Annotated in this window: 25 protein-coding genes and 1 riboswitch; of the genes, 8 read left to right on the forward strand and 17 right to left on the reverse strand. The window is 73.2% G+C overall.

Annotated elements, in window-relative coordinates:
- Positions 1-324: 324 nt before the first annotated feature.
- The 5 genes from G6W55_RS18070 to G6W55_RS18090 all read right to left on the reverse strand — a co-directional run bounded on the left by G6W55_RS18070 (position 325) and on the right by G6W55_RS18090 (position 6,460).
- On the reverse strand, positions 325-1,125 hold the full coding sequence (locus tag G6W55_RS18070; protein ID WP_037877226.1) for an ECF transporter S component: 801 nt from the start codon (positions 1,123-1,125) through the stop codon (positions 325-327).
- Entirely contained in the window at positions 1,122-3,371 is a 2,250-nt protein-coding gene (locus tag G6W55_RS38745) for an ATP-binding cassette domain-containing protein (protein ID WP_175521884.1), read from the reverse strand. Before G6W55_RS38745 ends, G6W55_RS18070 begins: the two co-directional genes overlap by 4 nt.
- The gene (locus G6W55_RS18080) at positions 3,368-4,525 is read right to left on the reverse strand and encodes an energy-coupling factor transporter transmembrane component T (RefSeq protein ID WP_175521885.1); all 1,158 of its coding nucleotides are present in this window, start codon (positions 4,523-4,525) and stop codon (positions 3,368-3,370) included. The genes G6W55_RS38745 and G6W55_RS18080 overlap by 4 nt, the downstream gene beginning before the upstream one ends.
- Complete coding sequence (locus G6W55_RS18085) at positions 4,518-5,135, reverse strand: SCO2322 family protein (protein ID WP_175521999.1); 618 nt, start codon at positions 5,133-5,135, stop codon at positions 4,518-4,520. The genes G6W55_RS18080 and G6W55_RS18085 overlap by 8 nt, the downstream gene beginning before the upstream one ends.
- 68 nt (positions 5,136-5,203) lie before the next feature.
- On the reverse strand, positions 5,204-6,460 hold the full coding sequence (locus G6W55_RS18090) for a prenyltransferase/squalene oxidase repeat-containing protein (RefSeq protein ID WP_175521886.1): 1,257 nt from the start codon (positions 6,458-6,460) through the stop codon (positions 5,204-5,206).
- Positions 6,461-6,597: 137 nt separating this feature from the next.
- Positions 6,598-6,661, reverse strand: a riboswitch (cobalamin riboswitch).
- Positions 6,662-6,761: 100 nt separating this feature from the next.
- Here G6W55_RS18090 and G6W55_RS18095 point away from each other — a divergent pair.
- The gene (locus tag G6W55_RS18095; RefSeq protein ID WP_175521887.1) at positions 6,762-7,493 is read left to right on the forward strand and encodes a phosphotransferase; all 732 of its coding nucleotides are present in this window, start codon (positions 6,762-6,764) and stop codon (positions 7,491-7,493) included.
- Here G6W55_RS18095 and G6W55_RS18100 read toward each other — a convergent pair.
- The 3 genes from G6W55_RS18100 to G6W55_RS18110 all read right to left on the reverse strand — a co-directional run bounded on the left by G6W55_RS18100 (position 7,490) and on the right by G6W55_RS18110 (position 9,522).
- Positions 7,490-7,993 carry a nuclear transport factor 2 family protein gene (locus G6W55_RS18100; protein ID WP_175521888.1) on the reverse strand — a complete coding sequence of 168 codons (504 nt, stop codon included), beginning with the start codon at positions 7,991-7,993 and terminating at the stop codon, positions 7,490-7,492. The genes G6W55_RS18095 and G6W55_RS18100 overlap by 4 nt on opposite strands.
- Positions 7,994-8,151: 158 nt before the next feature.
- Positions 8,152-9,195, reverse strand: coding sequence for an MBL fold metallo-hydrolase (locus G6W55_RS18105; RefSeq protein ID WP_175521889.1), 1,044 nt, complete (start codon positions 9,193-9,195; stop codon positions 8,152-8,154).
- A 135-nt stretch (positions 9,196-9,330) separates the two neighbouring features.
- Positions 9,331-9,522, reverse strand: coding sequence for a hypothetical protein (locus G6W55_RS18110; protein WP_175521890.1), 192 nt, complete (start codon positions 9,520-9,522; stop codon positions 9,331-9,333).
- 152 nt (positions 9,523-9,674) lie between these two features.
- Between G6W55_RS18110 and G6W55_RS18115 the strand changes: the two genes are divergently transcribed.
- Complete coding sequence (locus G6W55_RS18115; RefSeq protein ID WP_175521891.1) at positions 9,675-11,132, forward strand: aldehyde dehydrogenase; 1,458 nt, start codon at positions 9,675-9,677, stop codon at positions 11,130-11,132.
- Between the two features lie 3 nt (positions 11,133-11,135).
- Positions 11,136-11,408, forward strand: a complete 273-nt coding sequence (locus G6W55_RS18120; RefSeq protein ID WP_085208814.1) for a ferredoxin — start codon at positions 11,136-11,138, stop codon at positions 11,406-11,408.
- A 15-nt stretch (positions 11,409-11,423) separates the two neighbouring features.
- On the opposite strand, the gene G6W55_RS18125 is transcribed toward G6W55_RS18120, so the two are convergent.
- Positions 11,424-12,104, reverse strand: coding sequence for a TetR family transcriptional regulator (locus G6W55_RS18125; RefSeq protein ID WP_175521892.1), 681 nt, complete (start codon positions 12,102-12,104; stop codon positions 11,424-11,426).
- Positions 12,105-12,313: 209 nt separating this feature from the next.
- Here G6W55_RS18125 and G6W55_RS18130 point away from each other — a divergent pair, with 209 nt between their 5' ends.
- From G6W55_RS18130 to G6W55_RS18140, 3 genes are read left to right on the forward strand one after another with little or no spacing between them, the layout of a single operon-like run.
- A complete protein-coding gene (locus tag G6W55_RS18130; protein ID WP_309243754.1) occupies positions 12,314-13,705 on the forward strand; it encodes a glycosyltransferase family 4 protein in 1,392 nt (463 codons plus the stop codon).
- Positions 13,699-14,433 carry a class I SAM-dependent methyltransferase gene (locus G6W55_RS18135; RefSeq protein ID WP_078633320.1) on the forward strand — a complete coding sequence of 245 codons (735 nt, stop codon included), beginning with the start codon at positions 13,699-13,701 and terminating at the stop codon, positions 14,431-14,433. The genes G6W55_RS18130 and G6W55_RS18135 overlap by 7 nt, the downstream gene beginning before the upstream one ends.
- Positions 14,430-15,500 (forward strand): prenyltransferase, encoded by a 1,071-nt coding sequence (locus G6W55_RS18140; protein ID WP_078633319.1) that lies wholly within the window; start codon positions 14,430-14,432, stop codon positions 15,498-15,500. Before G6W55_RS18135 ends, G6W55_RS18140 begins: the two co-directional genes overlap by 4 nt.
- 112 nt (positions 15,501-15,612) lie before the next feature.
- On the opposite strand, the gene G6W55_RS18145 is transcribed toward G6W55_RS18140, so the two are convergent.
- From G6W55_RS18145 to G6W55_RS18175, 7 genes are all read right to left on the reverse strand, one after another.
- Positions 15,613-15,906, reverse strand: coding sequence for a hypothetical protein (locus G6W55_RS18145; RefSeq protein WP_175521893.1), 294 nt, complete (start codon positions 15,904-15,906; stop codon positions 15,613-15,615).
- A 64-nt stretch (positions 15,907-15,970) separates the two neighbouring features.
- A complete protein-coding gene (locus tag G6W55_RS18150) occupies positions 15,971-16,984 on the reverse strand; it encodes an LLM class F420-dependent oxidoreductase (protein WP_175521894.1) in 1,014 nt (337 codons plus the stop codon).
- Between the two features lie 112 nt (positions 16,985-17,096).
- Positions 17,097-17,909: a DUF5336 domain-containing protein gene (locus G6W55_RS18155; RefSeq protein ID WP_175521895.1), complete on the reverse strand. Its 813-nt coding sequence runs from the start codon at positions 17,907-17,909 to the stop codon at positions 17,097-17,099.
- A gap of 193 nt (positions 17,910-18,102) precedes the next feature.
- The gene (locus G6W55_RS18160) at positions 18,103-19,095 is read right to left on the reverse strand and encodes an N-acetylmuramoyl-L-alanine amidase (protein ID WP_175521896.1); all 993 of its coding nucleotides are present in this window, start codon (positions 19,093-19,095) and stop codon (positions 18,103-18,105) included.
- A 10-nt stretch (positions 19,096-19,105) separates the two neighbouring features.
- Positions 19,106-19,936 carry a hypothetical protein gene (locus G6W55_RS18165; RefSeq protein WP_175521897.1) on the reverse strand — a complete coding sequence of 277 codons (831 nt, stop codon included), beginning with the start codon at positions 19,934-19,936 and terminating at the stop codon, positions 19,106-19,108.
- The gene (locus tag G6W55_RS18170; RefSeq protein ID WP_175521898.1) at positions 19,936-20,478 is read right to left on the reverse strand and encodes a SigE family RNA polymerase sigma factor; all 543 of its coding nucleotides are present in this window, start codon (positions 20,476-20,478) and stop codon (positions 19,936-19,938) included. Before G6W55_RS18170 ends, G6W55_RS18165 begins: the two co-directional genes overlap by 1 nt.
- Positions 20,479-20,515: 37 nt before the next feature.
- The gene (locus tag G6W55_RS18175; protein ID WP_175521899.1) at positions 20,516-22,090 is read right to left on the reverse strand and encodes an MFS transporter; all 1,575 of its coding nucleotides are present in this window, start codon (positions 22,088-22,090) and stop codon (positions 20,516-20,518) included.
- A gap of 248 nt (positions 22,091-22,338) precedes the next feature.
- Between G6W55_RS18175 and G6W55_RS18180 the strand changes: the two genes are divergently transcribed.
- Together G6W55_RS18180 and G6W55_RS18185 are read left to right on the forward strand one after the other, a co-directional pair.
- On the forward strand, positions 22,339-23,865 hold the full coding sequence (locus G6W55_RS18180) for an MFS transporter (protein ID WP_244368958.1): 1,527 nt from the start codon (positions 22,339-22,341) through the stop codon (positions 23,863-23,865).
- Positions 23,866-23,999: 134 nt separating this feature from the next.
- The gene (locus tag G6W55_RS18185) at positions 24,000-24,650 is read left to right on the forward strand and encodes a class I SAM-dependent methyltransferase (RefSeq protein WP_030797945.1); all 651 of its coding nucleotides are present in this window, start codon (positions 24,000-24,002) and stop codon (positions 24,648-24,650) included.
- Between the two features lie 36 nt (positions 24,651-24,686).
- On the opposite strand, the gene G6W55_RS18190 is transcribed toward G6W55_RS18185, so the two are convergent.
- Positions 24,687-25,319 (reverse strand): response regulator transcription factor, encoded by a 633-nt coding sequence (locus tag G6W55_RS18190; RefSeq protein ID WP_175522000.1) that lies wholly within the window; start codon positions 25,317-25,319, stop codon positions 24,687-24,689.
- Positions 25,320-25,650: the final 331 nt, after the last annotated feature.

Genomic DNA, 25,650 nt, shown 5'->3' on the forward strand with positions numbered 1-25,650 from the left:
GCGGATGACGGAGACGGACACAGAGAACCTTTTTCTTCGGGGACGTGGCAGTCGCCCGCAGTGCAAGGTGAATCCACCGTGCATGCGTCGGCGCCGAGGCCCGTGGGCTTGTCGGCGCCGTGCGACGTTGTCCAGATAAGCACCCCGGACAGGCGTCCGCAATGACCCTCTTTGCTAGTTGTGGTCGTATTCGCCGGTGCGGGTGTCCGTGTGAGCTGGCTCTCAATGTGCAGGTCAGGGGCGGTTATGGCATGCCCATGGCGTCCGTTATGTCCCACTAGGGTGGATCGTAGGTGATGTGGGTCATGTGGGGTGCTTCACCGGTCAGCGGTCCTCGAACGTGACCGCGGTCTCGAACGCCGCCCGCCGGGTCGCTCTGCGTAGCGCCTTGAGCACGTACGGGCCGAGGGTCAGGGTGAGGACGACCGTCACCAGTGCCCGGCCCAGGTCCCAGCCCAGCGAGGTCGCCACGCAGTACGCGATGAACCGGGCCAGGTTCGCGGGGACCGCCGCGTCCGGGTCGAAGGCGATGTGGGAGGCCAGCGTCCCCATGAAGGGCCAGCCCGCCATGTTCATCGCCGTGCCGTAGGCGAAGGCGGCGAGGAAGCCGTACGCGGCGAGCAGGACGAGTTCGGTACGGCCGCGCAGGCCCGACCGGCCGGGCAGCAGGCCCGCGCCCATCGTGAACCAGCCCATCGCCAGCATCTGGAACGGCATCCAGGGGCCCACACCGCCGGTGAGCAGGGCGGACGCGAACATCGTCACCGAGCCGAGGACGAAGCCGAAGCCCGGGCCGAGGACGCGGCCGCTCAGCACCATCAGGAAGAACATGGGCTCGATACCGGCCGTGCCCGCGCCGATCGGCCGCAGGGCGGCGCCCGTCGCGGCCAGCACGCCCAGCATGGCGACCGCCTTCGCGCCGAGGCCGGACTCGGAGATCGTCGCCGCGACCACCGCGACGAGGAGCACCAGCAGGCCCGCGAAGAGCCAGGGGGCGTCCTGGGCGTGGGCGTTCAGGGTGGAGGCGGGCGGGGCGAGGAACGGCCACGTGAACGCGATCACCCCGACCGCGCTGACCAGGGCCAGGGAGAGCAGGGAGCGGGGGCCGAGCCGTACGGCGCTCATGCGAGGGCCTCCCGCACCTGGGCGACGGTGAGCCACTCCTGCGGGGCGAGGATCTTCGTGACCTGCGGGGCGAAGGAGGGGGACGACACGACGACCTCCGCGGTCGGTCCGTCGGCGATCACCTCGCCCTCGGCGAGCAGGACGACCCGGTGGGCCAGCTCGGCGGCGAGTTCCACGTCGTGCGTGGCCAGGACGATCGCGTGTCCTGCCGCGGCCAGTTCCCGCAGTACGGCGACCAGGCGGGCCTTGGCCGCGTAGTCGAGGCCGCGGGTCGGTTCGTCGAGGAGGAGGAGTGGCGGGCGGGCGGTCAGGACGACGGCGAGCGCGAGGGTGAGGCGCTGGCCCTCGGAGAGGTCGCGAGGGTGGACGTCGTCCGCGATGCCGGGGAGGAGTTCGGAGACCAGGGCACGGCAGGTGCCGGGTTCCGCCTGCGCGTCCCGGTCGGCGGCCGCGCACTCGCCGGCGACGGTGTCGGCGTACAGCAGGTCACGGGGTTCCTGCGGGACGAGACCGACCCGGCGGACCAGGTCCCGGGGCGAGGTGCGGTGCGGGGTGACCCCGCCGACCTCGACGGTCCCGGCGGACGGCTCGACGAGCCCCACCAGGGTGGAGAGCAGGGTGGACTTCCCGGCCCCGTTCCGTCCCATGAGCGCCACGGTCTCCCCGGCGACGAGGGTGAGCCCGATGCGGCGCAGCGCCTGGACGTGGCCTCGGCGGACGGAGAGGGCGCGGATCTCGGCGGCGGGGGGTGCGGGGTCTGTCGGGGCGGGTGTCGGCGGCTGCCCGGGGGTCCTGGCCCGGCTGCCGTCCCGGCCGCCACCGGCGAGCTTCCCGAAGAGGCGCCACCGGGGCGCGGCGACGGGGCGGGTCGCGGGCGCAGGGGACGGAGACACGATGGCGGACGGCGCAGGCTCGATGGCTTCGCCGCCGGAGGCGGGGTCGGCGGCAGTGGCGGTGGCGGTGGCGGTGACGGTGGCAGGGGTGCCGCCGCTTGCCGGGTCGATGTCGGTGGCTGGGGCGGGGGCGGCGGTGGTGGTCGGGACGGCGGCGGCTCGGGTGGGCTTGCTCGCCGGGCTTGCGGGGGTGGCTGGACCGCTGGCGTTCGTCGGGTCTGCGGCGATGGCCGGGCTCGCGGTGCTCGCTGGGTCCTCGCCGGTTGCCGGGTCTGTGGCGTTGGCCGGACCGTCGGCCGTCGCCGAGGCGGTGGCGGTGGCCGGACCGTCGGCGGTTGCCGGGTCTGCGGGGGTGGTCGGGCTGTCGGCGGTTGCCGGGGCTGCGGTGGTTGCTCGGTCGGCTGTGCACGTGGGATCCGCGTCGGTCGTCGCGTCTGCGGTGGTCGCCGGGCCCGTGCCGGTCGCCGGAGCCGTGGGAGTGGTCCGGGTGTCGGCCGTCGTAGGGGCTGCCTGGGGCTTCCCGCCGGTCGGGGTCAGGACAGCCAGGCGTTCCCGGAGATCCGTGGCGCGGCGGCGGGCGTCGCGGACTGTGAGGGGGAGCGGGGTCCAGTGGGCCAGGCGGCCCAGGGCGACCACCGGGGGGTAGACCGGGGAGACGGCCATCATGTCCGCCGGGGTGCCCAGGAGCGGGGGTGTGCCGGGGGAGGGGAGGAGGGCCACCTGGTCGGCGTACTGGAGGACGCGTTCCAGGCGGTGTTCCGCGAGCAGGACCGTCGTACCGAGGTCGTGGACCAGGCGGAGGAGGACGGCGAGGACCTCTTCCGCGGCCGCCGGGTCCAGGGCGGAGGTCGGTTCGTCGAGGACCAGGACGCGGGGGTGCGGGGTGAGCACCGAGCCGATCGCGACGCGCTGCTGCTGGCCGCCGGAGAGCGTGGCGATGGGGCGGTCGCGCAGGGCGGCGAGGCCGAGCAGGTCGAGGGTCTCCTCGACGCGGCGGCGCATCACCTCCGGGGCCAGCCCCAGCGACTCCATGCCGTAGGCCAGCTCCTCCTCGACCGTGTCGGTCACGAAGTGGGACAGCGGGTCCTGCCCCACCGTGCCCACGACGTCGGAGAGTTCACGCGGCTTGTGGGTGCGGGTGTCCCGCCCGGCGACGGTCACCCGGCCGCGCAGCGTGCCGCCCGTGAAGTGCGGCACCAGCCCCGACACCGTGCCCAGCAGGGTCGACTTGCCGACCCCCGACGGCCCCGCGAGCAGGACGAGTTCACCCTCGGGGATGGTGAGGTCGACGCCGTGCACGGTCGGCTCGGAGGCGCCGTCGTACGTCACGGAGACGTTCTCGAAGCGGATCACGACGGCTCCTTGGAAGGCGCGGGGGCGAGGAACGCGGGCAGCAGCCCGAGGAGTACGGCCGCCGCGGGCCACACGGGCAGCGTGGGCGCCGTCAGCGGGACGACCCCCGGGTGCAGGGCCTCCGGATCGGTGCCGGACGCGACCGTCAGCAGCGCGGCCACCGCCACACCGGACCCGGCGACCAGACAGGCACGCGGCGTCCAGCGGTCCGGACGGTAACGGGTGCGGGGCGAGCGGCGGCCGCCCAGCCGCAGCCCGGCCAGCGCCGCCGTGACCCCGGCCAGGAGGAGCGGCAGACCGTAGTCCGCCCCGGCCGCCGTGAGCAGGCCGTACGTGCCCGCGCAGATGCCGAGCAGTCCGCCCAGGGTGAGCGCGGTCGTCGTACGGCGGACCGGGGCGGGGACGTCGGCGGTACGGCCGTACCCGCGCGCGTCCATCGCGGCGGCGAGGGCGACGGAACGCTCCAACGCGCCCTCCAGGACCGGCAGGCCGACTTGGAGGAGGCCGCGCACCCCGCGGTCCGGACGCCCCCGCAGCCGGCGCGCGGCCCGCAGCCGCTGGACGTCGGCGATCAGGTTCGGCGCGAAGGTGAGCGCCACGACCACCGCCACGCCCGTCTCGTACAGCGCGCCGGGCAGCGTCTTGAGCAGGCGGGACGGGCTGGCGAGGGCGTTCGCGGAGCCCACGCAGACCAGCAGCGTGGCGAGGCGCAGACCGTCGTAGAGGGAGAACAGGACCCCCTCGGCGGTCACCGCGCCGCCCAGCCGGATGCCCTGCGCCCAGTCCGGGAGCGGGACCTCGGGCAGCGTCACGATCACATGCGTGCCGGGGACCGGGGAGCCCAGCGCGACGACGAAGACCAGCCGGATGACGAGGACGGCGAGGGCCAGCTTCAGGAACGCCGAGTAGGAGCGCGCCCAGGGCGTCTGCGGGCGGCAGGCCGTGACGACGTACGCCGAGGTGGCCAGGAGCAGGGCGAGGAGGAGCGGGTTGGTGGTGCGGGTGGCGGCGGTGCCGAGCGCCAGCGCCCACACCCACCAGGCGGCGGGGTGCAGGGGGGTGCCCTGCGCCCGCACCGGCTCCCGGCGCACCGGCCCCCTGAGCGTGGACTTCCGGCGCACCGCCCCGCCGCCGGGGCGGCCGTCGTCAGCCATTCCTCCGCCGCCGTGCCTGCCAGACCGCCGCGCCGGCCAGCACGGCGACCACCGCGCCGCCCGCGATCAGGCCCACGGACGGGCCGGAGTCGTCGTTCTGCTGTTCGCCCTTGGCGGTGGGGGTGCCGTCGGACGACGACACCTGCTCGCCGCAGCCCGTCCGGGGGTAGCCCGCGATCGCGCAGAGCATGGCGGAGGTGTCGTAGCGCAGGGGCTTGGCGACCGAGGCGAGGGCCTCGGCCGTGGTCGCGTCGGGGGAGACCCGGGCACAGGCCGAGCGGGCGGCGGGCGGGGTCTCGCCGGACGGGGCGTCCGCCGCCGTACCGAAGTCGATGACCAGGGCGATCCGCTTCGTGCCGTCCTTCGCGGGCGTCCGCGCGCAGATCGCGTCGAACGACGCCGCGCCGCGCGGCTGGTCCGCGTCGGAGGAGTCCGCGCTGACCGCGAACCGGAAGCCCTGGACGTCGCCGTCGGCGGGGCGCGCGGTGGACGGACCCTGGGTGGCGTAGACCCAGCGGTCGCCGGACCGGTCCCAGAAGGACCAGTACCGGTAACCGGCCGCCTGCGCCTGGGCGGGGACCAGGAGCAGCAGCGTCAGCGCCAGGAGCAGGACGCGCGTGGCGGCGGCGCGGCGGCCGTCGGCGTGACGGCCGTCGGTGTGAAGGGATCGCCCGGGTGTCACGACTGGCGCCGCTTCCGGCCGCGGACCATGAGGACGAAGCCGATGGCCGCGCCGACGAGGAGACCGCCGCCGATGGTGTAGGCGGCGTTCAGCCCCTTGTCGTCGTCCTTCTTTTCGGCGGACGCCGTGCTCTGGTCCTTCTTCTCCACGGCCTTCGGGGCCGGGCCCGTCGCGTTCAGCAGCTCGACCAGGTCCTGTCCGCCGAAGTCCCGGGCGTCGGCGCCCCGGGTCGCGTTCGCGACGAAGACGAGCTGGGCGTAGGCGGCCGGACCGCTGTCCTTCGCCCACTGCGCGAAGTTGCCCTCCAGCCAGCGCAGGGGCGCCTCGGCCTGGTCGTTCAGGCCGGACGAGGACAGGGCGACGATCGCGTCGGCGGTGTTGCCGTAGTCGGGCTGGTCCTCGGCGCCGGGCAGCGCGGACGTGAGGTGGCCGTCCTTCGCCATGGCCTCGGCGAGCCAGCCGGCGCCGTTCGCGGCGCCCTTCTCGGGCTCCTTGGAGGCGTCGAAGGCCGTGCAGGCGGCGGGGGAGGCGGAGTCGTCCTGGCGGCTGCCGGTCAGCGGCTCGCCCAGCAGGCCGAGCACGGCCGCCGCGGTCGCGTCCGCGTTGGCCGCCAACTCGCCCTTCTTGCCGGGCTGGTAGGCGAACGCGCCCGCGTCCTTCCCGTCGCACGGCAGGGCGAGCGCGTGCAGGGCGTCGTACGGGGACTTGCCGTCCTTGCGCAGGTTCGGCACGGTCTCGCCGCCCTGTGCGAGGGCGCCGACGACGACCGAGGTGGAGTTCGCGTCGCTGGCGCCGCCGGGGGTGTAGCCCCAGCCGCCGTCGGCGTTCTGGACGGACTTCAGCCAGGTCACGGCCTTGCGGACCTCGGCGTCGTGGCCGCCGAGGGCGGCCAGCGCCTGGGTCGCGGCGGCCGTGCTGTTGGTGTCCACCATCAGCTTGGCGTCGCAGGGCTTGCCGGCGCCGGCCTCGGCGCGGAACGCGGCGAACGCGCCGTTCGCGCACTGCTGGCCCGCCAGCCACGCCACTGCCTTGTCGGCCGGGGTCACGCCCACCGACTCCTGCGCCAGCAGGGCCAGCGACTGGCGCCACACGCCGTCGTAGGTCGGGTCGGTCGTGCCGTAGAGGCCGTCGGGTATGGCCACCGACGGGGTGGGCGACGGGGCCGGCGACGAGCTTGCGGCGGCGGCCGGGCCGGCGCCCGCGAGCACGACGGCGGTGGCGGCCAGGGCCGCTGCGCGGTGACGGTACTTCATGATCGGCGGGTGCCTCTCCCGGTCGGGGAGCCGGGCAGCACGGGACACCCCGGCGGCTCGGCTCCGCATTCCTCGACGGTGCCGCGCGACGGCGGGCTCGCCGACGCGCATGAGCCGGTCACGATCCCGTACGAGGCGGTCCGGCTGGCCACGGGGTGGCTTCACGGTTGCGGGTCAGCGCCGGAATTGCACCGGCTTCCCCCCGTACGAGCGTGATACGACGCGGTCACTCTACCCGCAGGTAGCCGGGAGGCTGAGGGGCGGCTGTGCGGTGGGGCGGTCCGGGCGTAGGTTTCGGCGCATGAGTGCGACGGGGAGGGGGCCGGGCGCCCCGGGCAGACTGCTCGGTTCGGGCCGTACGGCCGACGTGTACGAGCTCGACGAGGCGTGGGTGCTGCGCCGCGACCGTGAGGGGTACGGGGACGCGGCGGCGGAGGGGGCGCTGATGGCGCACGTCCGCGCGCACGGGTATCCGGCGCCCGCCGTACGGCCGTCCCCCGGTGCGCCCACCGATCTGGTGATGGAGCGGGTGGACGGGCCGACGATGGTGGAGGCGTTCGCGGCCGGTGCGCTGGACCCGGTGGAGGCGGGCGCGCTCCTCGCCCGGTTGCTGCGTGAGCTGCACGCCGTGCCGGGGCTGACCTCGGCCGACGCGCACGTCCTGCATCTCGATCTCCACCCGGAGAACGTCATCCTCTCGGTGGACGGTCCCCGGGTCATCGACTGGGCCGAGGCGACGGAGGGTGAACCGGGTCTCGACTGGGGCATGTCGGCGGTGATCCTCGCGCAGGTCGCCGTCTCCGCGGGGCCGTTCGCCGCACCGGCGGGCGTGATGCTGGCGGCGCTGCTCGCGGATCCGTCCGCGCGCACGGAGGGAGGGCCGACTGAGGGAGGGCTGAAGGAGGCAGGGCTGACGGAGGACGGTCTGGTGGAGGCGCTGCGGCGGCGGGCGGCGAATCCGACGATGAGCCGGGAGGAGATCGAACTCCTGGGCACGGCTGGGGAGTTGGTGCGGTCGGTGGCCGGGCTCTAGAGGAGCGGCGCCGGTCCGCCGCGGGGGAGGAAGAGGGTGCGGGCCGCGAGCAGCCAGGTGCCGTCGGGGGTACGGCGGAGGGTGTCCTCGTAGTGGCCGATGCGGACGTCGGGTTCGGCGGCGGGCGGGGCGGGGGGTTCGCCGCGGCGGGGGTCGTTGCGGGGTCCGGCGCCGACGGCGGCCGTACGGTCGTGTTCGACCCGGAAGGTCGTGAAGTACGAGGTCGCCGTCGCGGTGTCCGGGGAGGTCACCTCGACGTGCACGGACGACATCAGGGAGCGGCTGCGGGTGTGCCGTTCGGCGGCGGGGCGGGAGCCGAAGTGGGCGCGCAGCGCGGCGCGGCCGGTGATCCGCCGGTCGCCCTCGGGCCAGGTCCAGGTGCCGTCCTCGGTGAACAGCTCGGCCACGGAGGCGGGTTCATCGAGGTCCAGGCTCCGGACGAGGTCGAGGAGCAGGCGCCGGCAGGCGCGTTCGGCGAGGAGCTGCTCGATCGGGTCCATGGGCGATGCCACCAGGGGTGCCGGAACGGGTGCGAGGCGGTGTGCTGCGGGGTGTCGTGGGGTGCGGTTCGGGGTGTTCTGCGGGCACCGTACGGCGCGGGCGTGAACTCGGTGGATCGGCCGTGTGAACGCTGACGGCATCCGTGCCGGACCGTCGGTCAGACCGCCACGTACGTCACCGGTTCGCCACCCGTCACCGCCTCCGCGCGCCCCAGTTTCACCAGCCGCCGCAGATGGGCCTCGGCCTCCGAGACCGCGATGTTCCTCGACCCGTAGGGGATCTGCTCCCAGGGCCGGTTCCACTCCATGCGCTCGGCGAGCTGCCAGGGGGTGAGGGGGGTGGAGAGCAGGGCGAGCAGTCCGGTGAGCCGGTCCTCGTGGTGCGCGAGCAGGTCCCTGACCCGGGCCGGGGCGTCGGTGAACGGGTGCTGGTGGGCCGGGAGGACCTCGGCGGGGGCGAGGCGGCCGACCCGTTCGAGGGAGTCGAGGTAGTCGCCGAGCGGGTCGGTGACGGTGGCGTCGTCGGGGTCCTCGTACAGGCCGATGTGCGGGGTGATCTCGGGCAGCACATGGTCTCCGGAGAACAGCCGCCCATGGCCCGGCAGTCCACCCGGGTGCTCCTCCTCCAGGTGGAGGCAGACATGGCCGGGGGTGTGTCCGGGGGTCCAGATGGCACGCAGCCGGCGTCCGGGCAGGTCGAGCAGTTCACCGGGGACGATCTCGCGGTCGGGCAGGGCGGGGGCGAACCCGGGCAGGGCACGGCGGGCCTTGCGCAGCGGCGCGATGTGTTCCTCGGGGGCACCGGCGGCGGCGAGCTTGTCGGCCATGTACGTGTACCAGTGCTCGGGGCGGGTCTCCCGGGTGCGCCGCACGATGGAGGCGTCGGCGGCATGCATCGCCACCCAGGCCCCGGAGGCTTCCCGCACCTTGCCGGAGAGCCCGTGGTGATCGGGGTGGTGGTGGGTGATGACGACGCCGTACACCTCACCGACACCACCCGCACCACACGCTTCGAGCCCGTCGGCCAGGACATCCCAGGCCCCCGGATCGTCCCACCCGGTGTCGACCAGCACGGGCCCGCGGTCGGTCTCGACGACGTACACGAGGGTGAACCCAAGGGGATTGTCCGGAATGGGCACCCGCAGCGAACGCACCCCACCACCATGGTCGTACGCCCGGACCTGACCCCGACTGCTCACCATCCGCCCACTATAACGAGAACGAGTTCCAATGGGTGCCCGAGTCGACCGATACCGGGTTCGATGCCTAACTTGCCCCGCAGGAACGCCAGTCGGAGTCGGGCGGGACGCCTCCTGGTGGCCCGCGGGCTTCCCGGGTCAGCGGGAATGCCCGTGCTTGTGGAGTGCCGCGCTGGCGCGGAAGCGGAGCCGGTCGCAGTGGGCCTTCTCCTCGGCGGAGGCGTCCGCGGGGCAGCAGCAGTGGGTGGCCAGTCGGCGCAGGTCGTCCGGGTCCAGCCACAGGGGCACTCGGCCCTTCCTGGCTTCCGTCGACGGATCGGTCTCGTTCATGGCCGGACCCTACTCGAAGGCGTCGGCCGGGAGCCCATGTGCTCCGCCTGTCCCTGATCGCCTGGTCAGGGGCATTCCCGCTCCACCCGTGGACTCCTTGAACTAGAACTGGTATCAGTTCTGAAACACCGTCAGAAGCGAAGGCAGTGGACATGGCCGAGCTCGTGGAACACGGACAGTTGGTCATCGGGGGGAAGCCGGCCGAACCCCTGGGTGAGGGTGTGATCGAGGTGGTCTCGCCGCATACCGAGGAGGTCATCGGGCGGGTGCCGCATGCCTCCGAGGGGGACGTGGACCGGGCCGTGGCCGTCGCGCGGCGGGCCTTCGACGAAGGGCCCTGGCCCCGGCTGTCCCTCGGTGAGCGGATCGCCGTCGTCGGGCGGATCAAGGACGCGATCGCCGTGCGGCACGAGGAGATCGCCCGGGTGATCTCCTCCGAGAACGGCTCCCCGTACTCCTGGAGCGTCCTCGCCCAGGCCCTCGGCGCGATGATGGTGTGGGACTCGGCGATCAAGGTCGCGGAGGGGTTCCCGTACGAGGAGCGGCGCGACGGTGTCCTCGGGAAGATCCTCGTGCGGCGCGAGCCCGTGGGCGTGGTCGCGGCCGTCGTCCCCTGGAACGTCCCGCAGTTCGTCGCCGCCGCCAAGCTCGCCCCCGCGCTGCTCACCGGCTGCACCGTGATCCTCAAGCCGTCGCCCGAATCGCCCCTGGACGCCTACATCCTCGCCGACATCGCCCGCGAGGCCGGGCTGCCCGAGGGCGTGCTGTCGGTGCTCCCGGCCGACCGCGAGGTCAGTGAGTACCTGGTCGGGCACCCCGGCGTCGACAAGGTCTCCTTCACCGGCTCGGTCGCGGCCGGCAAGCGGGTCATGGAGGTCGCCGCCCGCAACCTCACCCGCGTCACCCTGGAGCTGGGCGGCAAGTCGGCGGCCGTCGTCCTGCCGGACGCGGACCTCGCCACGGCCGTACCCAACATCGTCTCCGCGGCCTGGATGAACAACGGCCAGGCGTGCGTCGCCCAGACCCGCATCCTGCTCCCGCGCTCCCGCTACGACGAGTTCGCCGACGCCTTCGCCGCGGCGGCGAGCGCGCTCGTGGTCGGCGACCCGCTGGACCCCGCCACCCAGGTCGGCCCCCTGGTCGCCGAACGGCAGCGGCGCCGCAGCCTCGACTACATCCGCATCGGCCAGGAGGAGGGCGCCAAGATCCTCACGGGCGGCGGCCGTCCGCCCGGCCTGGAACGCGGCTGGTACGTCGAACCCACCCTCTTCGGCGACGTCGACAACTCCATGCGCATCGCCCGCGAGGAGATCTTCGGCCCGGTGATCTGCCTCCTGCCCTACGGCGACGAGGACGAGGCGCTGAAGATCGCCAACGACTCCGACTACGGGCTGAGCGGCAGCGTCTGGACGGCCGACGTGGCCCACGGCGTCGACGTGGCCCGCCGGGTCCGTACCGGGACGTACTCCGTCAACACCTTCAGTCTCGACATGCTCGGTCCGTTCGGCGGCTACAAGAACTCCGGTCTGGGGCGGGAGTTCGGGCCCGAGGGGTACTCCGAGTACCTGGAGCACAAGATGATCCACCTCCCGGCGGGCTGGGAGGGCTGACCCATGGGGGCGACTCCCCTGCGCGAGCAGCCGGGCGTGGGGGCGGGCGACCGCTGGCACGTCGAGGTCGACCGCTCCCTGTGCATCGGCTCCGCCCAGTGTCTCCATCACGCCCCGGACGGGTTCCGCCTCGACAGCGCCCGTCAGTCCCGCCCGGTCGCCCCCGACACCGACGCCAGCGAACAGGTGCTGGCGGCGGCCGAGGGCTGCCCGGTGGAGGCGATCATGGTGACGCTGGCGGGGAGCGGCGAGCCCGTGTTCCCGCCGGAGGAGTAGAAGGGCGGGTACCGGTCACTTCTCCGGGTCCGTCACGTCGATCAGGCGGCACACCGTCTCGATGTCCACGCGGACCTGCGCGATCGAGGCGCGCCCCGAGAGCCAGGTGATCAGGGCCGAGTGCCAGGTGTGCTCGATGACGCGGACGGCGGAGAGCTGCTCGGGCGTCGGGTCCTCCAGGCCCATCGCGTCCAGGATGATCGCCGTCGTCTGCCGGGAGACCTGGTCGACCTCGGGCGAGACGCTGCGGTCGGCGAAGGTCAGCGCGCGGACCATCGCGTCGGCGAGATGCGGTTCGCGCTGGAGGGCGCGGAAGGCGCGCATCAGCGTCTCCGCGACCCGCTCCGCCGCCCGTTCGCCGGTCGGCGGCTTGCGGCGCAACGTGCCGTGCATGTGCTCCAGTTGGTCCTGCATGGTGGCGACCAGGAGATGCACCTTGGAGGGGAAGTAGCGGTAGAGCGTGCCCAGCGCGACCTGGGAGGACTCGGCGACCTCCCGCATCTGCACCGCGTCGAAACCGCCCCGGCTGGCGAGCTGGGCGCTCGCGTGCAGGATCCGCCGCCGGCGGGCCTCCTGCCGCTCGGTGAGCGGGGAGGGGCCCCCGGACCGGGTGGCGCCGAGAGCCGGGGAGGGGGTGGCGGCGGGCGCGGGGGAGGGAGCGGTGGCGGGGCGCTGGGTGCTGTCTTCCGCAGGCATGGGTCCTGTTCCGTGACAGTCGGTGAGGGCCGGTGATCACACAGCGGAAGGGCACGGCCCGCCGTGGCGTGAATCACCTGATCCACTGCTCACCGCGTCCCTACCTGCCGGTAGATTCAGAGCCTCCCGAACGATCAAGTCTGAAACTTGTTCTAGATTAGCGTCCCGTCGTAGTCTCGCGGGACAATGCAGGCAGAAGGGGGCCCGGAGTGACCGCTGAGGCCAGTCAGGCGGGGTCCCGGCATGACCTCGCCGCGGACGGCGAGCGACCGCTCGACATCGCGCTCCTCACCTATAAGGGGAACCCGTTCTGCGGGGGCCAGGGCGTCTACGTACGGCACCTCTCGCGCGAGCTGGCCCGCCTCGGACACCGCGTCGAGGTCATCGGCTCCCAGCCGTATCCGGTGCTCGACGAGGGCCACGACGACCGGCTGTCCCTGACTGAGCTGCCCAGCCTCGACCTCTACCGCCAGCCCGACCCGTTCCGCACCCCCGCGCGCGGCGAGTACCGGGACTGGATCGACGCCCTCGAAGTGGCGACGATGTGGACCGGCGGCTTCCCCGAACCGCTGACCTTCTCCCTGCGCGCCCGCCGCCATCTGCGCGCCCGGCGCGGACAGTTCGACGTCGTGCACGACAACCAGACGCTCGGCTACGGTCTGTTGGGCGACGTCGGCGCCCCGCTCGTCACCACCATCCACCACCCCATCACCGTCGACCGGCAGTTGGAGCTGGACGCCGCCGACGGCTGGCAGCGCCGCTACTCCGTGCGCCGCTGGTACGCGTTCACCCGGATGCAGAAGCGGGTCGCGCGCCGGCTGCCGTCCGTGCTCACCGTCTCCGGCACCTCCCGCCAGGAGATCGTCGACCACCTCGGCGTCCGCGACGACCGTGTCCACGTCGTCCACATCGGCGCCGACACCGACCTGTTCGCGCCCGATCCGTCGGTGCCCGTCGTCCCGGGCCGGATCGTGACGACGTCCAGCGCCGACGTCCCGCTCAAGGGCCTGGTCTTCCTCGTCGAGGCGCTGGCCAAGACGCGCGCCGAGCACCCGCACGCCCACCTCGTCGTCGTCGGCAAGCGTCCCGAGGAGGGGCCCGTCGCCCAGGCGGTCGAGCGCTACGGCCTCGAAGGCGCCGTCGAGTTCGTCAAGGGCATCTCGGACGCCGAACTGGTCGACCTGGTGCGCTCGGCGGAGGTCGCCTGCGTGCCCTCCCTCTACGAGGGCTTCTCGCTGCCGGCCGCCGAGGCCATGGCCACCGGCACCCCCCTGGTCGCCACCACCGGCGGCGCGATCCCCGAGGTCGCCGGAGCCGACGGGGAGACCTGCCTCGCCGTACCGCCCGGCGACGCCGGAGCGCTGGCCGCCGCGCTGGCCCGGCTGCTCGGCGACCCCGCGCTGCGCGCCCGGCTCGGCGCCGCCGGACGACGGCGCGTGCTGGAGCGGTTCACCTGGGCCAAGGCCGCCGAGGGCACCGTCGTCCGCTACCGCGAGGCCATCGCCGCGGCGGCCCGGCCGGGGGGCGGCGCCGGACCGGCGCACCCGGCCCGCGAAGATGTTGACGTTGTATCCGATCGCGAAAGCAGGGCCACGTGCTGACCGTCGACTTCTCCCGGTTCCCGCTCGCCCCGGGGGACCGGGTCCTCGATCTCGGCTGCGGGGCCGGCCGGCACGCCTTCGAGTGCTACCGGCGCGGCGCCCAGGTCGTGGCCCTCGACCAGAACGGCGACGAGATCCGCGAGGTCGCCAAGTGGTTCGCGGCGATGAAGGAGGCCGGCGAGGCCCCCGAGGGCGCCACCGCCACCGCCATGGAGGGCGACGCGCTCGCGCTGCCCTTCCCCGACGAGTCCTTCGACGTCGTCATCATCTCCGAGGTCATGGAGCACATCCCCGACGACAAGGGCGTGCTCGCCGAGATGGTCCGGGTCCTCAAGCCCGGCGGCCGCATCGCCATCACCGTCCCGCGCTACGGCCCCGAGAAGGTCTGCTGGGCCCTCTCCGACGCCTACCACGAGGTCGAGGGCGGCCACATCCGCATCTACAGGGCGGACGAGCTGCTGGGGAAGATCCGCGAGGCGGGCCTGCGGCCGTACGGCACCCATCACGCGCACGCGCTGCACTCGCCGTACTGGTGGCTCAAGTGCGCGTTCGGCGTCGACAACGACAAGGCACTGCCGGTGCGCGCGTACCACAAGCTGCTGGTCTGGGACATCATGAAGAAGCCGCTGGCCACCCGGGTCGCCGAACAGGCGCTCAACCCGCTGATCGGCAAGAGCTTCGTCGCCTACGCCACCAAGCCGCACCTGCCCCGGGTGGCGGCCAAGTGACCACCCCCCGGACAGAACACCTCGTCCTGCCCGGGGTCCTCACCGCCGAGCAGGCCGCCGCGACCGTCGCCGGCATCCTCGCCGTGCAGCGGGAGGACGGCGCGATCCCCTGGTTCCGGGGCCACCACCTCGACCCGTGGGACCACACCGAGGCCGCGATGGCGCTGGACGCGGCGGGCGAGCACGAGGCCGCCGAGCGGGCCTACACCTGGCTCGCCCGGCACCAGAACGACGACGGCTCCTGGTACGCCGCCTACCGCGACGGCGACTTCGCCGACGTCACCGACCGGGGACGCGAGACGAACTTCGTCGCCTACCTCGCCGTCGGCGTCTGGCACCACTACCTCTCCACCGGCGACGACACCTTCCTGGACCGCATGTGGCCGGCCGTCTACGCGGCCGTCGAGTACGTCCTGCGGCTCCAGCAGCCCGGCGGCCAGATCGGCTGGCGCCGTGACGACGACGGCACGCCCACCGCGGACGCCCTCCTCACCGGCTCCTCCTCGATCCACCAGGCGCTGCGCTGTGCGCTCGCCATCGCCGAACAGCGCGAGGAGCCGCAGCCGGACTGGGAGCTGGCCGCGGGCGCGCTGCGGCACGCGATCCGCAGCCACCCCGAACGGTTCCTGGACAAGGACCGCTACTCCATGGACTGGTACTACCCGGTCCTCGGCGGGGCGTTGACGGGCGCCGAGGCCAAGTCCCGTATCGAGGGCGACTGGGAGCGGTTCGTCGTGCCCGGACTCGGGGTGCGGTGCGTCGTGCCCAACCCGTGGGTCACGGGCGGCGAGTCGGCCGAACTCGCCCTCGCCCTCTGGGCGATGGGGGAGTCCGACCGGGCGCTGGAGATCCTCCAGTCCATCCAGCACCTGCGCGACGACGAGTCCGGCCTCTACTGGACGGGCTACGTCTTCGACGACGACGCGATCTGGCCCCGCGAACTGACGACCTGGACGGCGGGCTCGCTGCTCCTGGCCGTCGCCGCGCTGGGTGGCCACGAGGCCACGTGTGCGGTGTTCGGGGGGGAGCGGCTGCCGGTGGGGCTGGATCCGGACTGCTGCGGGTAGCCTCCGGCGGTTCGGGGGATACGGCCGGAGGGCCCGTGCGGGTGCGTCGTGGCCGGTCGCGCAGTTCCCCGCGCCCCTGGGTGGGGTGGGGCGGCGCTCCTGACAAGTGGGGCTAGTGGCGGTGGACCCTGTTGGCTATGGCGTGGCCTATGAACAGGTAGACCACCGCCGCCAGGCCGTAGCCGGCCACGACCCTGGCCCATGCCTCGTCGAAGGTGAACAGGTCGTGCGACCAGCCGGCGAGCCAGCGGGCCACGTCGTGCACGAACTGCACGAAGTCGTTGCCGCGGTTCGCGTCCAGCAGGTACATGAGGATCCAGAGGCCCAGGATGAGGGCCATGACATCGGCCACGACGGCGATGACCGTCCCGGCCTGGTTCGCTCCGTTGCGATAGCGAGGGGACATACGGGTCGGGTTGCCGCTCCCGCCCGGCTGAAACCAAGTGCCGAATCCAAGTGCTGGCCTTCGGTCAGGAGTTCAGCTCCGCCAGCACGCGCAGGGTGTGCGGGTCCGGGGCCAGCGCCAGCAGGTCCGTCACCGGGCCCTTGCGCCACGACTCCAGCCGCTCCGCGATCCGTTCGCGCGGCCCGATCAGCGAGATCTCGTCGGCGAACGCGTCCGGCACGGCCAGCACCGCCTCCTCGCGCCGGCCGGCCAGGAACAGTTCCTGGATCCGCCGGGCCTCCTCCTCGTACCCCATGCGTGCCATCAGGTCGGCGTGGAAGTTGCGGGTGGCGTGGCCCATGCCGCCGATGTAGAAGCCGAGCATGGTCTTGACGGCCAGCAGCCCTTCGGCGAGGTCGTCGCAGACCCGCACGCGGGCCATCGGCGCCACCCGGAACCCCGGCGGCAGACTCGCGAGCCCAGGCCCGTACGCGTCCGGCCGGCTCGGTGACCAGTACAACGGCAGCCAGCCGTCCGCGATCCGCACCGTCTGTGCCACGTTCCGCGGCCCCTCGGCCCCCAGCAGCACGGGCAGCCCGGACCGCAGCGGATGGGTGATCGACCGCAGCGGGCGGCCGAGACCGGTCGCGTCGGCACCCCGGTAGGGCAGCGGATGGAACCGCCCCTCGCCCAGCTCCACCGGCGCCTCCCGCCGCAGCACCTGCCGTACGACGTCCACGTACTCGCGCGTCGCGGTCAGCGGCGACTTCGGGAACGGCCGCCCGTACCAGCCTTCGACCACCTGCGGGCCGGACAGCCCGAGCCCGAGCGTCATCCGCCCGCCGGAGAGATGGTCCAGGGTGAGGGCGTGCATCGCCGTGGTGGTGGGGGAGCGGGCCGCCATCTGCGCGACCGCCGTGCCCAGCCCGATCCGAGTGGTGTGCGCGGCGATCCAGGTGAGCGGGGTGAAGGCGTCCGAGCCCCAGGACTCCGCCGTCCACACCGAGTCGTACCCGAGCCGCTCCGCCTCCCGCGCCAGCTCCAGATGACGGGGGTCGGGGCCGCGGCCCCAGTAGCCGAGCGCCAGACCAAGCCGCATCACTGCCTCCTGACGGTCCGTCAGATGGGTGGGGTGGCTGCGACTGTACGACAACGGCCCCCCGCCCGGAAGGGCGAGGGGCCGTGAGTCCGCGTGATCCGCGCGGGGTTGCTCAGCCGCGCTGGATGCCCGAGGTGTCCCGCAGGACACCGCGACGGCCGTCCTGGGTCTGCGCGATGAGACCCTGGGCGCCCTGCTCGACCGCGAGGTACCAGGTGCCCGGCGCCAGCTCCGCGATCGGAGCCGCCCCGCCGTCCTCCCCGAACAGCGGGCGCGCCACCGGAACGGCGAACCAGAACGGCGAGAAGTCCGGCGCCGGCGGCTGCGCCGGACCCGGCTGACCGCCGAACGGCGGCTGCCCCTGCGGCTGACCGCCGCCGAACCCGCCCGGCTGCGGCGCACCCGGGTAGCCGTAACCGGCGGGCGGCTGCGCCCCGTAGGGCTGCGGCGCGGCCGGCGACGGGGCCGGGATCAGACCGGCCTGGAGAGCGGGGACCAGGGGGGTGGCGATGGCGGCGCCCGCCATGATCAGCGTGGCCACCAGGGCGAGGATCAGGCCCACACCGGCGTCGGGACCGCCCGAGCCGAAGCCGTTGCCGATGTTGTCCAGGCCGCCCACCGGGTCGATGACGTTGCCCAGCGCGCTCCACGCCGCGAACAGCGTGAACGCGACGCCGAACGGGCCCAGTTCCAGGCCGGCGACCTTACGGGGCTGCGGCAGCCCCCGGGCGACGACGATGAGGGCCGCGCCGATCAGTCCCGCCAGTACGACACCGAGCAGGACCGGTCCGCTCGACCAGAGGCTGGGCATGTCGAGACCGTTGTCGCCGTCGTACGAGTAGTTGTCGAGGAACGACGCGATGAACAGCAATACCGCTGCTCCGATCACCACGCCGTCGCCTCGAGTGAGGGAGCGGATATTCACTTCAGGTCCTTCGTCAGTCGTCTCGTCATCAGTACGTCATCACTACGCGTCGGCACAGACGCGTCGCTGGAGGCGTCGCTGTCACCCTGTCGCCCTCGGGCCCCTGTGTGAAGCGCGGGGGTGGCCCCTCATCGTATGGGCGACACTATCGTCCGCACGATCGGTATGTCCGCCCGGATCAGGGCGCTGACCACTACCCGCGCAGGAAACTCACGATTCCCTCAGAGATCCCCTGCGCCGCCTTCTGCCGCCAGGCACCACTGGTCAGCAGTGCCGCGTCCTTGCTATCGCGCATGTTGCCGCACTCGATGAACACCTTCGGAACCGTTGACAGATTGAGACCGCCCAGGTCCTCACGTGTGACGAGACCGGTACCGCCGCCGATGTAGTTGGACGGGGAAGTACCCGTCGCCTCCGCGAAGTCGGCCGCGATCAGCTTCCCGAGATCCTTCGACGGGCCCACGATGGCACGGGTGTCGGCGGCACCCGCCCGCACCGAGCCCGGCAGGATCACATGGAACCCGCGGTTGCCCGCCCCCGATCCGTCCGCGTGGATCGAGACCACCGCGTCGGCGTGCGCCGCGTTCCCGATCCGGGCCCGCTCGTCCACGCACGGGCCGTAGGGCCGGTCGGCGTCCTGGGTCAGTTTCACGGTGGCGCCCTGCTGTTGCAGCAGCGTCCGCAGCCGGTGCGCCACGTCCAGCGTGAACCGGGCCTCGCTGTAACCCGAGTTGGTGGACGTCCCCGTGGTGTCGCACTCCTTGGAGTGGGTGCCGATGTCGACCGTGCGGTTGATCTCGGCCGTGTGCTCGACGTTGGTCGGGTTGTGCCCCGGGTCGATGACGACGACCTTGCCGGCGAGCGAGCCGTCACCGGAGGACGCGGGGTCCGACGGGGTGGTCTCGTCCGTCTCGGTACCGGAACCGGACGGTGCCGCGAGGCCGGACTTGCCGTTGCCGGGGTTCGGCCAGCGCGGCGCGCTCGTCGATCCCGTGGCGGCCCCGGCCGAGCCGGACCCGTCGCCCTCGCCGTCCGGGCCGAACGTGGCGTACGCCAGCCAGCCCACCAGCGCGCCCGGCACGAGCACGGCGAGCGCCACCGTCAGCCCGCGGCGCAGCGGCGAGCGCCGGGGCCGCGGAGCACCGAAGGGGTCGAACGGATCGAGGGGCGGGCCTGTGTACGACACGCCCGCCACCCTAGCGGGAGGTCTGTCCGGTCACCTCCACCGACTGGTAGGCGGTGCCCCGGGGGGCGAGGCAGACGAACCAGGAGTACGGGGAGCCCTTCGGGTCCCGGATCACCGTCTCTTTGTCGTTGATCTCGTCGGACACGGCCCGTTCCACGGTGGTGGTCGTGCCGTCCTTCCAGGAGCAGGTGACCTGCTGAGCGGTCTTGGCCACATGGCCGACCACAAGGCGCTGGGAGCCGTCCTCGGGGAAGAGGGGGACGGCGGCGGCCTCCACATCGGTGCCCGACAGGGTGTCGCCCTCGGGCACCAGGTTCTGCGCGATCAGTGTGGACCGACTGTCCTCCCCGACGGCGTTGTTCGTGGTGTGGTACACGAAGTACGCGATCTTGCCCACCAGGTCGGCCTCCGTGCGGACGTCGGCGGGGTAGTCGCCGTATCCCGCCATCGCGTCCAGCGCGGACCGAGCGTCCGCCGTGTCCTTCGGGGCGCGCCACGAGTCGATGGAGACCGTCCACCGCCGGCCTTCGTCGGTGCCGGTCGCCAGGATGCCGCCCTGGGGCTCGACCGCGTTCGGCGTCTCCGGGACCGTGGGCAGGACCGCCGGCAGCGTCCGGTCCTCGTCGCCCGACAGGCCCGTGACGGCCAGCGCTCCCGTCGAGCCGGCCACCACCAGGGCCGCGGCGGCCGCCACCGCCCAGCGCCGGGCCTTGCGGCGGCGGCCGCCGCGGATCAGGGCCTGGGTGGGGGCTATACCGATCTCCACCTCGTCCGCGGCGTCGGCCAGCAGGAGGGCGATGTCGTGCCGTGTCATGTCGTGGTTCTCCCGGTCCGCGCTCATCACTTCCGCCCCCCGTACGTCACCGTCTCCGCCAGTCCCGGTATGGCGCGCAGTTTCGCGATCCCCTTGGCCGCGTTGCTCTTCACCGCGCCGATCGAACAGCCCATCGCCTGGGCCGTCTGCGACTCGGTCAGGTCCTCCCAGTACCGCAGGACCACCGCCTCCCGCTGCCGCGGCGGCAGCTCGGCCAGCGCCTTGAGCAGGGTGTGCCGGTCGTCGGCCTGGGCGATGCGGTCACCGGTGTCCGCGATCTCGTGCGCCAGGCCCGGGTCCTCGCCCCTCGGCGCCAGGAACTCCCGGAGTTTCTTGCGGTACCTGCGACTGTGCGTGTTGATCATCACGCGCCGGACATACGCGTCCGGTTCGTCGGCCGCGGCGACGCGGTTCCAGGCCACATAGACCTGTTCGAGCGTCGTCTGGGCCAGGTCCTCCGCGGCGTGCTGCTCCCCCGTGAGGAGAAATGCCGTCCGGATCAGCCGTGGCCAGCGGCCGATGACGAAAGCCTGGAACGCCTCGTTCCCCGACTGTTTGCGGTCCCCCATGCGCACCTCCTAGATGTTCAAAGGAGGCCGCGAGGGGTCAGGATCGTTGCCTCGTTCCGGAGACTTTTTCCGAGGCCGCCCGGGAGTCCGTGCCCGTGCCTGTGACCGTCTCCGCGTCCGTGTCCGTCCCCGCTTCCGCGACGACGGGGGCCGTGGCCGTGCGAGGCAGCCAGAGCAGGGTCAGGACGACCCCGGCGAGCAGCACCCCGGTACCCGTGCGGAACGCCAGCGCGTACCCCTCCGTCAGCGCCTCCGGCGTGGCCCGTCCGCCGGTCCGGGAGGCGGCGATGGTCGACAGGACCGCCAGGCCCAGCGAGCCGCCCATCGTGCGGGAGGTGTTGACGAGGCCCGAGACCAGACCGGCCTCGCCGGGCGCCGCCCCCGAGGTGGCCAGCGCCGCGAGCGGGGTCGTCGCCAGGCCGGCGCCCAGCATCATCAGCACACCCGGCAGCATGATCCCGGTGACGTACGGGTCGTCGATCCGCATCGTCGACTGCCAGCCGAAGCCGGTCGCCGCGACCAGCGTGCCCAGCGCCGCCACCGCGCGCGCCCCGGCCGTCCGCATCAGGCGCGGCGCGAGCTTGGAGCCGAGGACGACGGCCAGCGAGCTGGGCACCAGCGCGAGACCGGCCTCCAGCGGGGTGTAGCCGAGGGCGTTCTGCGCGTACAGCGTCATGAAGAACCACATGGCGAACATCGCCGAGCCGGACAGGAACATCGCCGCGTTCGCCCCCGACACCGCCCGCCGCCGCAGCAGTCCGAGCGGCATCAGCGGGGCCGTCGTCCGGGCCTCCACGGCGAGGAACAGCCCGATCAGCGCGAGCCCGGCCGCCAGCGGCACCAGGGTGGCCGGGGCCGTCCAGCCCTCGGCCTCCGTCTGGGAGATGCCGTACGCCAGCGTGGCCAGCCCGGCCGTGACCAGCAGCGCGCCCGGCAGATCCAGCCGGCGGCCGTCACCGGCGCGGCTCTCGCGCAGCCACCACACGGCCCCGGCCAGGACGACGGCCCCCACCGGCACGTTGATCAGCAGCACCCAGCGCCAGGACAGGACGTCCACCAGCACCCCGCCGACGAGCCCGCCCGCCGCGCCGCCGCCTGCGCCGACCGCCGTCCAGGTGGCGATCGCGCGGGCCCGGGCCGCGCCCTCCGCCACGGCCGAGGTGACGATCGTCAGCGTCGACGGCGCCAGCACCGCCGCGCCCAGCCCCTGCACGGCCCGCGCGAGCAGCAGTTGCCAGTCGTCCTGGGCGAGCCCGCCGGCCAGCGAGGCCAGGGTGAACAGGGCGAGCCCGGTCAGGAACATCCGCTTGCGGCCGTAGAGGTCGCCGGCGCGGCCGCCGAGCAGCATGAAACCGGCGAAGGCGATGGCGTACGCGTTCACCACCCACTGGAGGCCGGACGGGCTCAGGTCCAGGTCGGCCCGCATCGAGGGCAGGGCCACGTTGACGACGGACACGTCCAGCACGACGAGGAACTGACCGGCGCACGCCAGCGCCACGACCAGCCAGGCGGCGGGAGCGGGAGCGCCGCGGCCGGGCCCGGGAAAGCGGGCGGATCTGTGGGGGCGGGGGCGGGGGCGAGGAGTGTCGTCGGATTCCGGCATGGGCGTCATGGTCTCAACCCGGCGGCGCCCCTTGCATCGGGATTTGGGCCTAGGTCAGGAGGAGGGGTGCGTCCGGACCTGGGGAGCACGCCCGATTCCCAAGAGAAGCTAAAGAAATTGTTAGGGCGCCGAAGGACCGGAATAGTTGCCCATGCATACAGGTTCGGTCTCCATGTATCCCTGACCGCACTCCCTGACCGCACCCTGATCACCCCCTGACGCGCAGCTCTTCCCGCGCCGCCCCGGAGGCCCCCTTCATGACGCACACGACCGACCGGCCCACCCGCCGGGCGAGCGGAGCCGTCGTCCCCGTGCTCGCCTTCGCGGGCATCGTGGTCGCGGTGATGCAGACCCTGCTGGTCCCGGTCATCAAGGACCTGCCGCAACTGCTGGACACCTCGCCCGGCGACGCCACCTGGGTCCTGACCTCCACCCTGCTCTCCGGGGCCGTCGCCACCCCGATCATGGGCCGCCTCGGCGACCTCTACGGCAAGCGCCGTCTGCTGATCCTCAGCCTGGCCGTGATGGTCGTCGGCGCCCTGGTGAGCGCCGTGACCAGCGCACTGCTGCCGATGATCGTCGGCCGTACCCTCCAGGGCTTCGCCATGGGCGCGATACCGCTCGGCATCGGCCTGATGCGCGACATGCTGCCCCGCGAACGGCTCGGCTCCGCGATGGCCCTGATGAGCTCCTCCATCGGCGTCGGCGGCGGCCTCGCCCTGCCCGCGGCGGCCCTGGTCGCCCAGCACACCGACTGGCACGCCCTGTTCTACGGCGCCGCCGCCCTCGGCGTCCTCGCCATCGGCCTCACCCTGCTCGCCGTCCCCGAGTCCCCGGCCCGCGCCAAGGGCACCTTCGACCTGCCGGGCGCCCTCGGCCTCTCCGCCGGCCTGGTCCTCTTCCTCCTGCCGATCACCAAGGGCAGCGCCTGGGGCTGGACCTCCGGCACCACCCTCGGCCTGTTCGGCGCGTCCGCCGCGGTGCTCCTGCTGTGGGGCGTCTACGAACTGCGCACCCCGGCACCCCTCGTCGACCTGCGCACCACCGCCCGCCCCGCCGTCCTCTTCACCAACCTCGCCTCGATCATGGTCGGCGTCAGCTTCTACGTCGTCTCCCTCGTCCTGCCCCAGCTCCTCCAGCTCCCCAAGAGCACCGGCTACGGCCTCGGCCAGTCGATGGTCGTCGCCGGTCTGCTGGTCGCCCCGCTCGGCCTGACGATGATGGTCACCGCGCCCGTCTACGCCCGGCTGTCCGCCAAGTACGGCCCCAAGGTCACCCTGATCCTCGGCATGCTGATCATCGGGATCGGCTACGGCGCCGGCCTCGGCCTGATGGACGCCGCCTGGCAGAGCCTGGTCATCGCGATCGTCCTGGGCGCCGGCATCGGACTCGCCTACTCCTCGCTGCCCGCCCTGATCATCGGCGCCGTCCCCGCCTCGGAGACCGGTGCGGCCAACGGCCTCAACACCCTGATGCGGTCCATCGGCACCTCCGTCTCCAGCGCCGTGATCGGCATGGTCCTCGCCAACACCGCGAACGACGTCAACGGCGTCGCCGTCCCGACCATGCACGGCTTCCGGGTCTCCTTCCTGATCGCCACGGCCGCCGTCGCCGTCGGCCTGGTGCTGGCCCTGCTCCTGCCCCGGCAGCAGCGCCCGTCGAACGAATCCCACCTGCGCGCCAGCAGCGAGGAGGACGCCAACCTGGAGCGCGCGGAGGAGGCGCTGCGGGGGGAGACGGTGCGGAGTGAGGCCGTCGTGCGGGGTGAGGTACTGCGGGGTTAGTCCGTCAGGGCCCCTTGGGGGTGCGGGCTGCGGGCTGTGACGGAGCTTCCCGCACCCCCTGTCGTGCCGTCGGCCGGGCGTACGGCAGCATGGGCGGCCGTACACCCACCAGTCGTGTTGGAAGGCAGGCCCCCATGACCGCGGCACCGAAGCCCGAGATCCTTGCCGCGTTCGAGGCCGCCAAGGGGTTCATGCCCGCGGACGAGGGGCTCGCCCTGTACGCCGCCGCCGTGGAGGCGGGCCGGCTCGGGCTGCCGTTGCTGGAGGTGGGCACCTACTGCGGGCGCTCCACGATCCTGCTCGCCGACGCGGCCCGCGCCTCCGGTGTCACCGCGCTCACCGTCGACCACCACCGGGGCAGCGAGGAGCAGCAGCCGGGCTGGGACTACCACGACCCCGAGACCGTCGACCCCGAGATCGGCCTGATGGACACGCTGCCCACCTTCCGCCGCACCCTGCACCGGGCCGGCCTGGAGGAGCACGTCGTCGCCGTCGTCGGCCGCTCGCCGCAGGTGGCGAAGATCTGGGGCACCCCGCTGGGCCTCGTCTTCATCGACGGCGGTCACACCGACGAGCACGCCACCGCCGACTACGAGGGCTGGGCGCCCCATGTCGCCGAGGGCGGCCTCCTCCTGATCCACGACGTGTTCCCGGACCCGGCCGACGAGTTCACCGGCCAGGCCCCCTACCGCGTGTACCTGCGCGCCCTCGCCTCCGGCGCCTTCGAGGAGATCTCCGACACCGGTTCCCTGCGGGTGCTGCGGCGCACGGGGGCGGGCTTCTAGGACGCCGGGCCTTTCTCCCCCGGAGCGGGCCTGTCGCTACAGCCAGCCCTGGCGGCGGGCCTCCCGCATCGCCTCCATACGGTTGCGGGTGGCCGTCTTGCCGATCGCGGACGAGAGGTAGTTGCGGACCGTGGACTCGGACAGGTGCAGCCGTCCGGCGATGTCCGCGACCGTCGCGCCGTCCACCGACGCCTTCAGTACGTCGCGCTCGCGGGCGGTGAGCGGGTTCGGGCCCGCGCCGAGGGCGGCCGCGGCGAGCGCCGGATCGACGACCGTCTGGCCCGTCAGCACCTTGCGGATCGCCGCCGCCAGCTCCTCCACGGGACCGTCCTTCACCAGGAAACCGGCCGCCCCCGCCTCCATGGCCCGCCGCAGATAGCCGGGCCGGCCGAAGGTGGTGAGGATCAGCACCCGGCAGTCGGGCGCCTGGTCGCGCAGCTCGGCGGCGGCCTCCAGACCGCTGATGCCGGGCAGCTCGATGTCGAGGAGGGCGACGTCGGGACGGTGGAGCAGGGCCGCGTCCACGATCTCGTCCCCCGTGCCCACCTGGGCGACGACCTCGATGTCCGGCTCCATCCCGAGCAGCAGGGCCAGCGCGCCGCGCATCATCCCCTGGTCCTCCGCCAGCAGCACCCTGATGGACTTGGCGGGTCGGTGGTCACCGGGCATCTCGTTCACGGGCCAAGCGTAGGTCCGGCCGGGACGGGCGGCACCGCCTGCGCGGACTCCGGCACGGCGTACGCCGTCGGAGCGGGCGCCGCCTCCACGGGCAGCTCTGCGGGCAGCTCCGCCGTCACCGTGAAGCCACCCCGCGCCCCCGGCCCCGCCGTCAACGAACCTCCGGCCACCGCGAGCCGCTCCCGCAGTCCGGTGAGCCCGGTACCGCGGCGCCCGCCGGGGCTGAGCAGGTGGGAGTTCGGGTGATTGCCCGGGTCCAGGTGACCGCCTCGGTTCGGGTGATCGCCTGTGCCTGGGAGACGGCCTCGGTCCGGCTGACCGC

It is taken from the genome of Streptomyces sp. CAI-85 (assembly GCF_013363615.1).
Taxonomy (GTDB): Bacteria; Actinomycetota; Actinomycetes; order Streptomycetales; family Streptomycetaceae; genus Streptomyces; species Streptomyces antibioticus_B.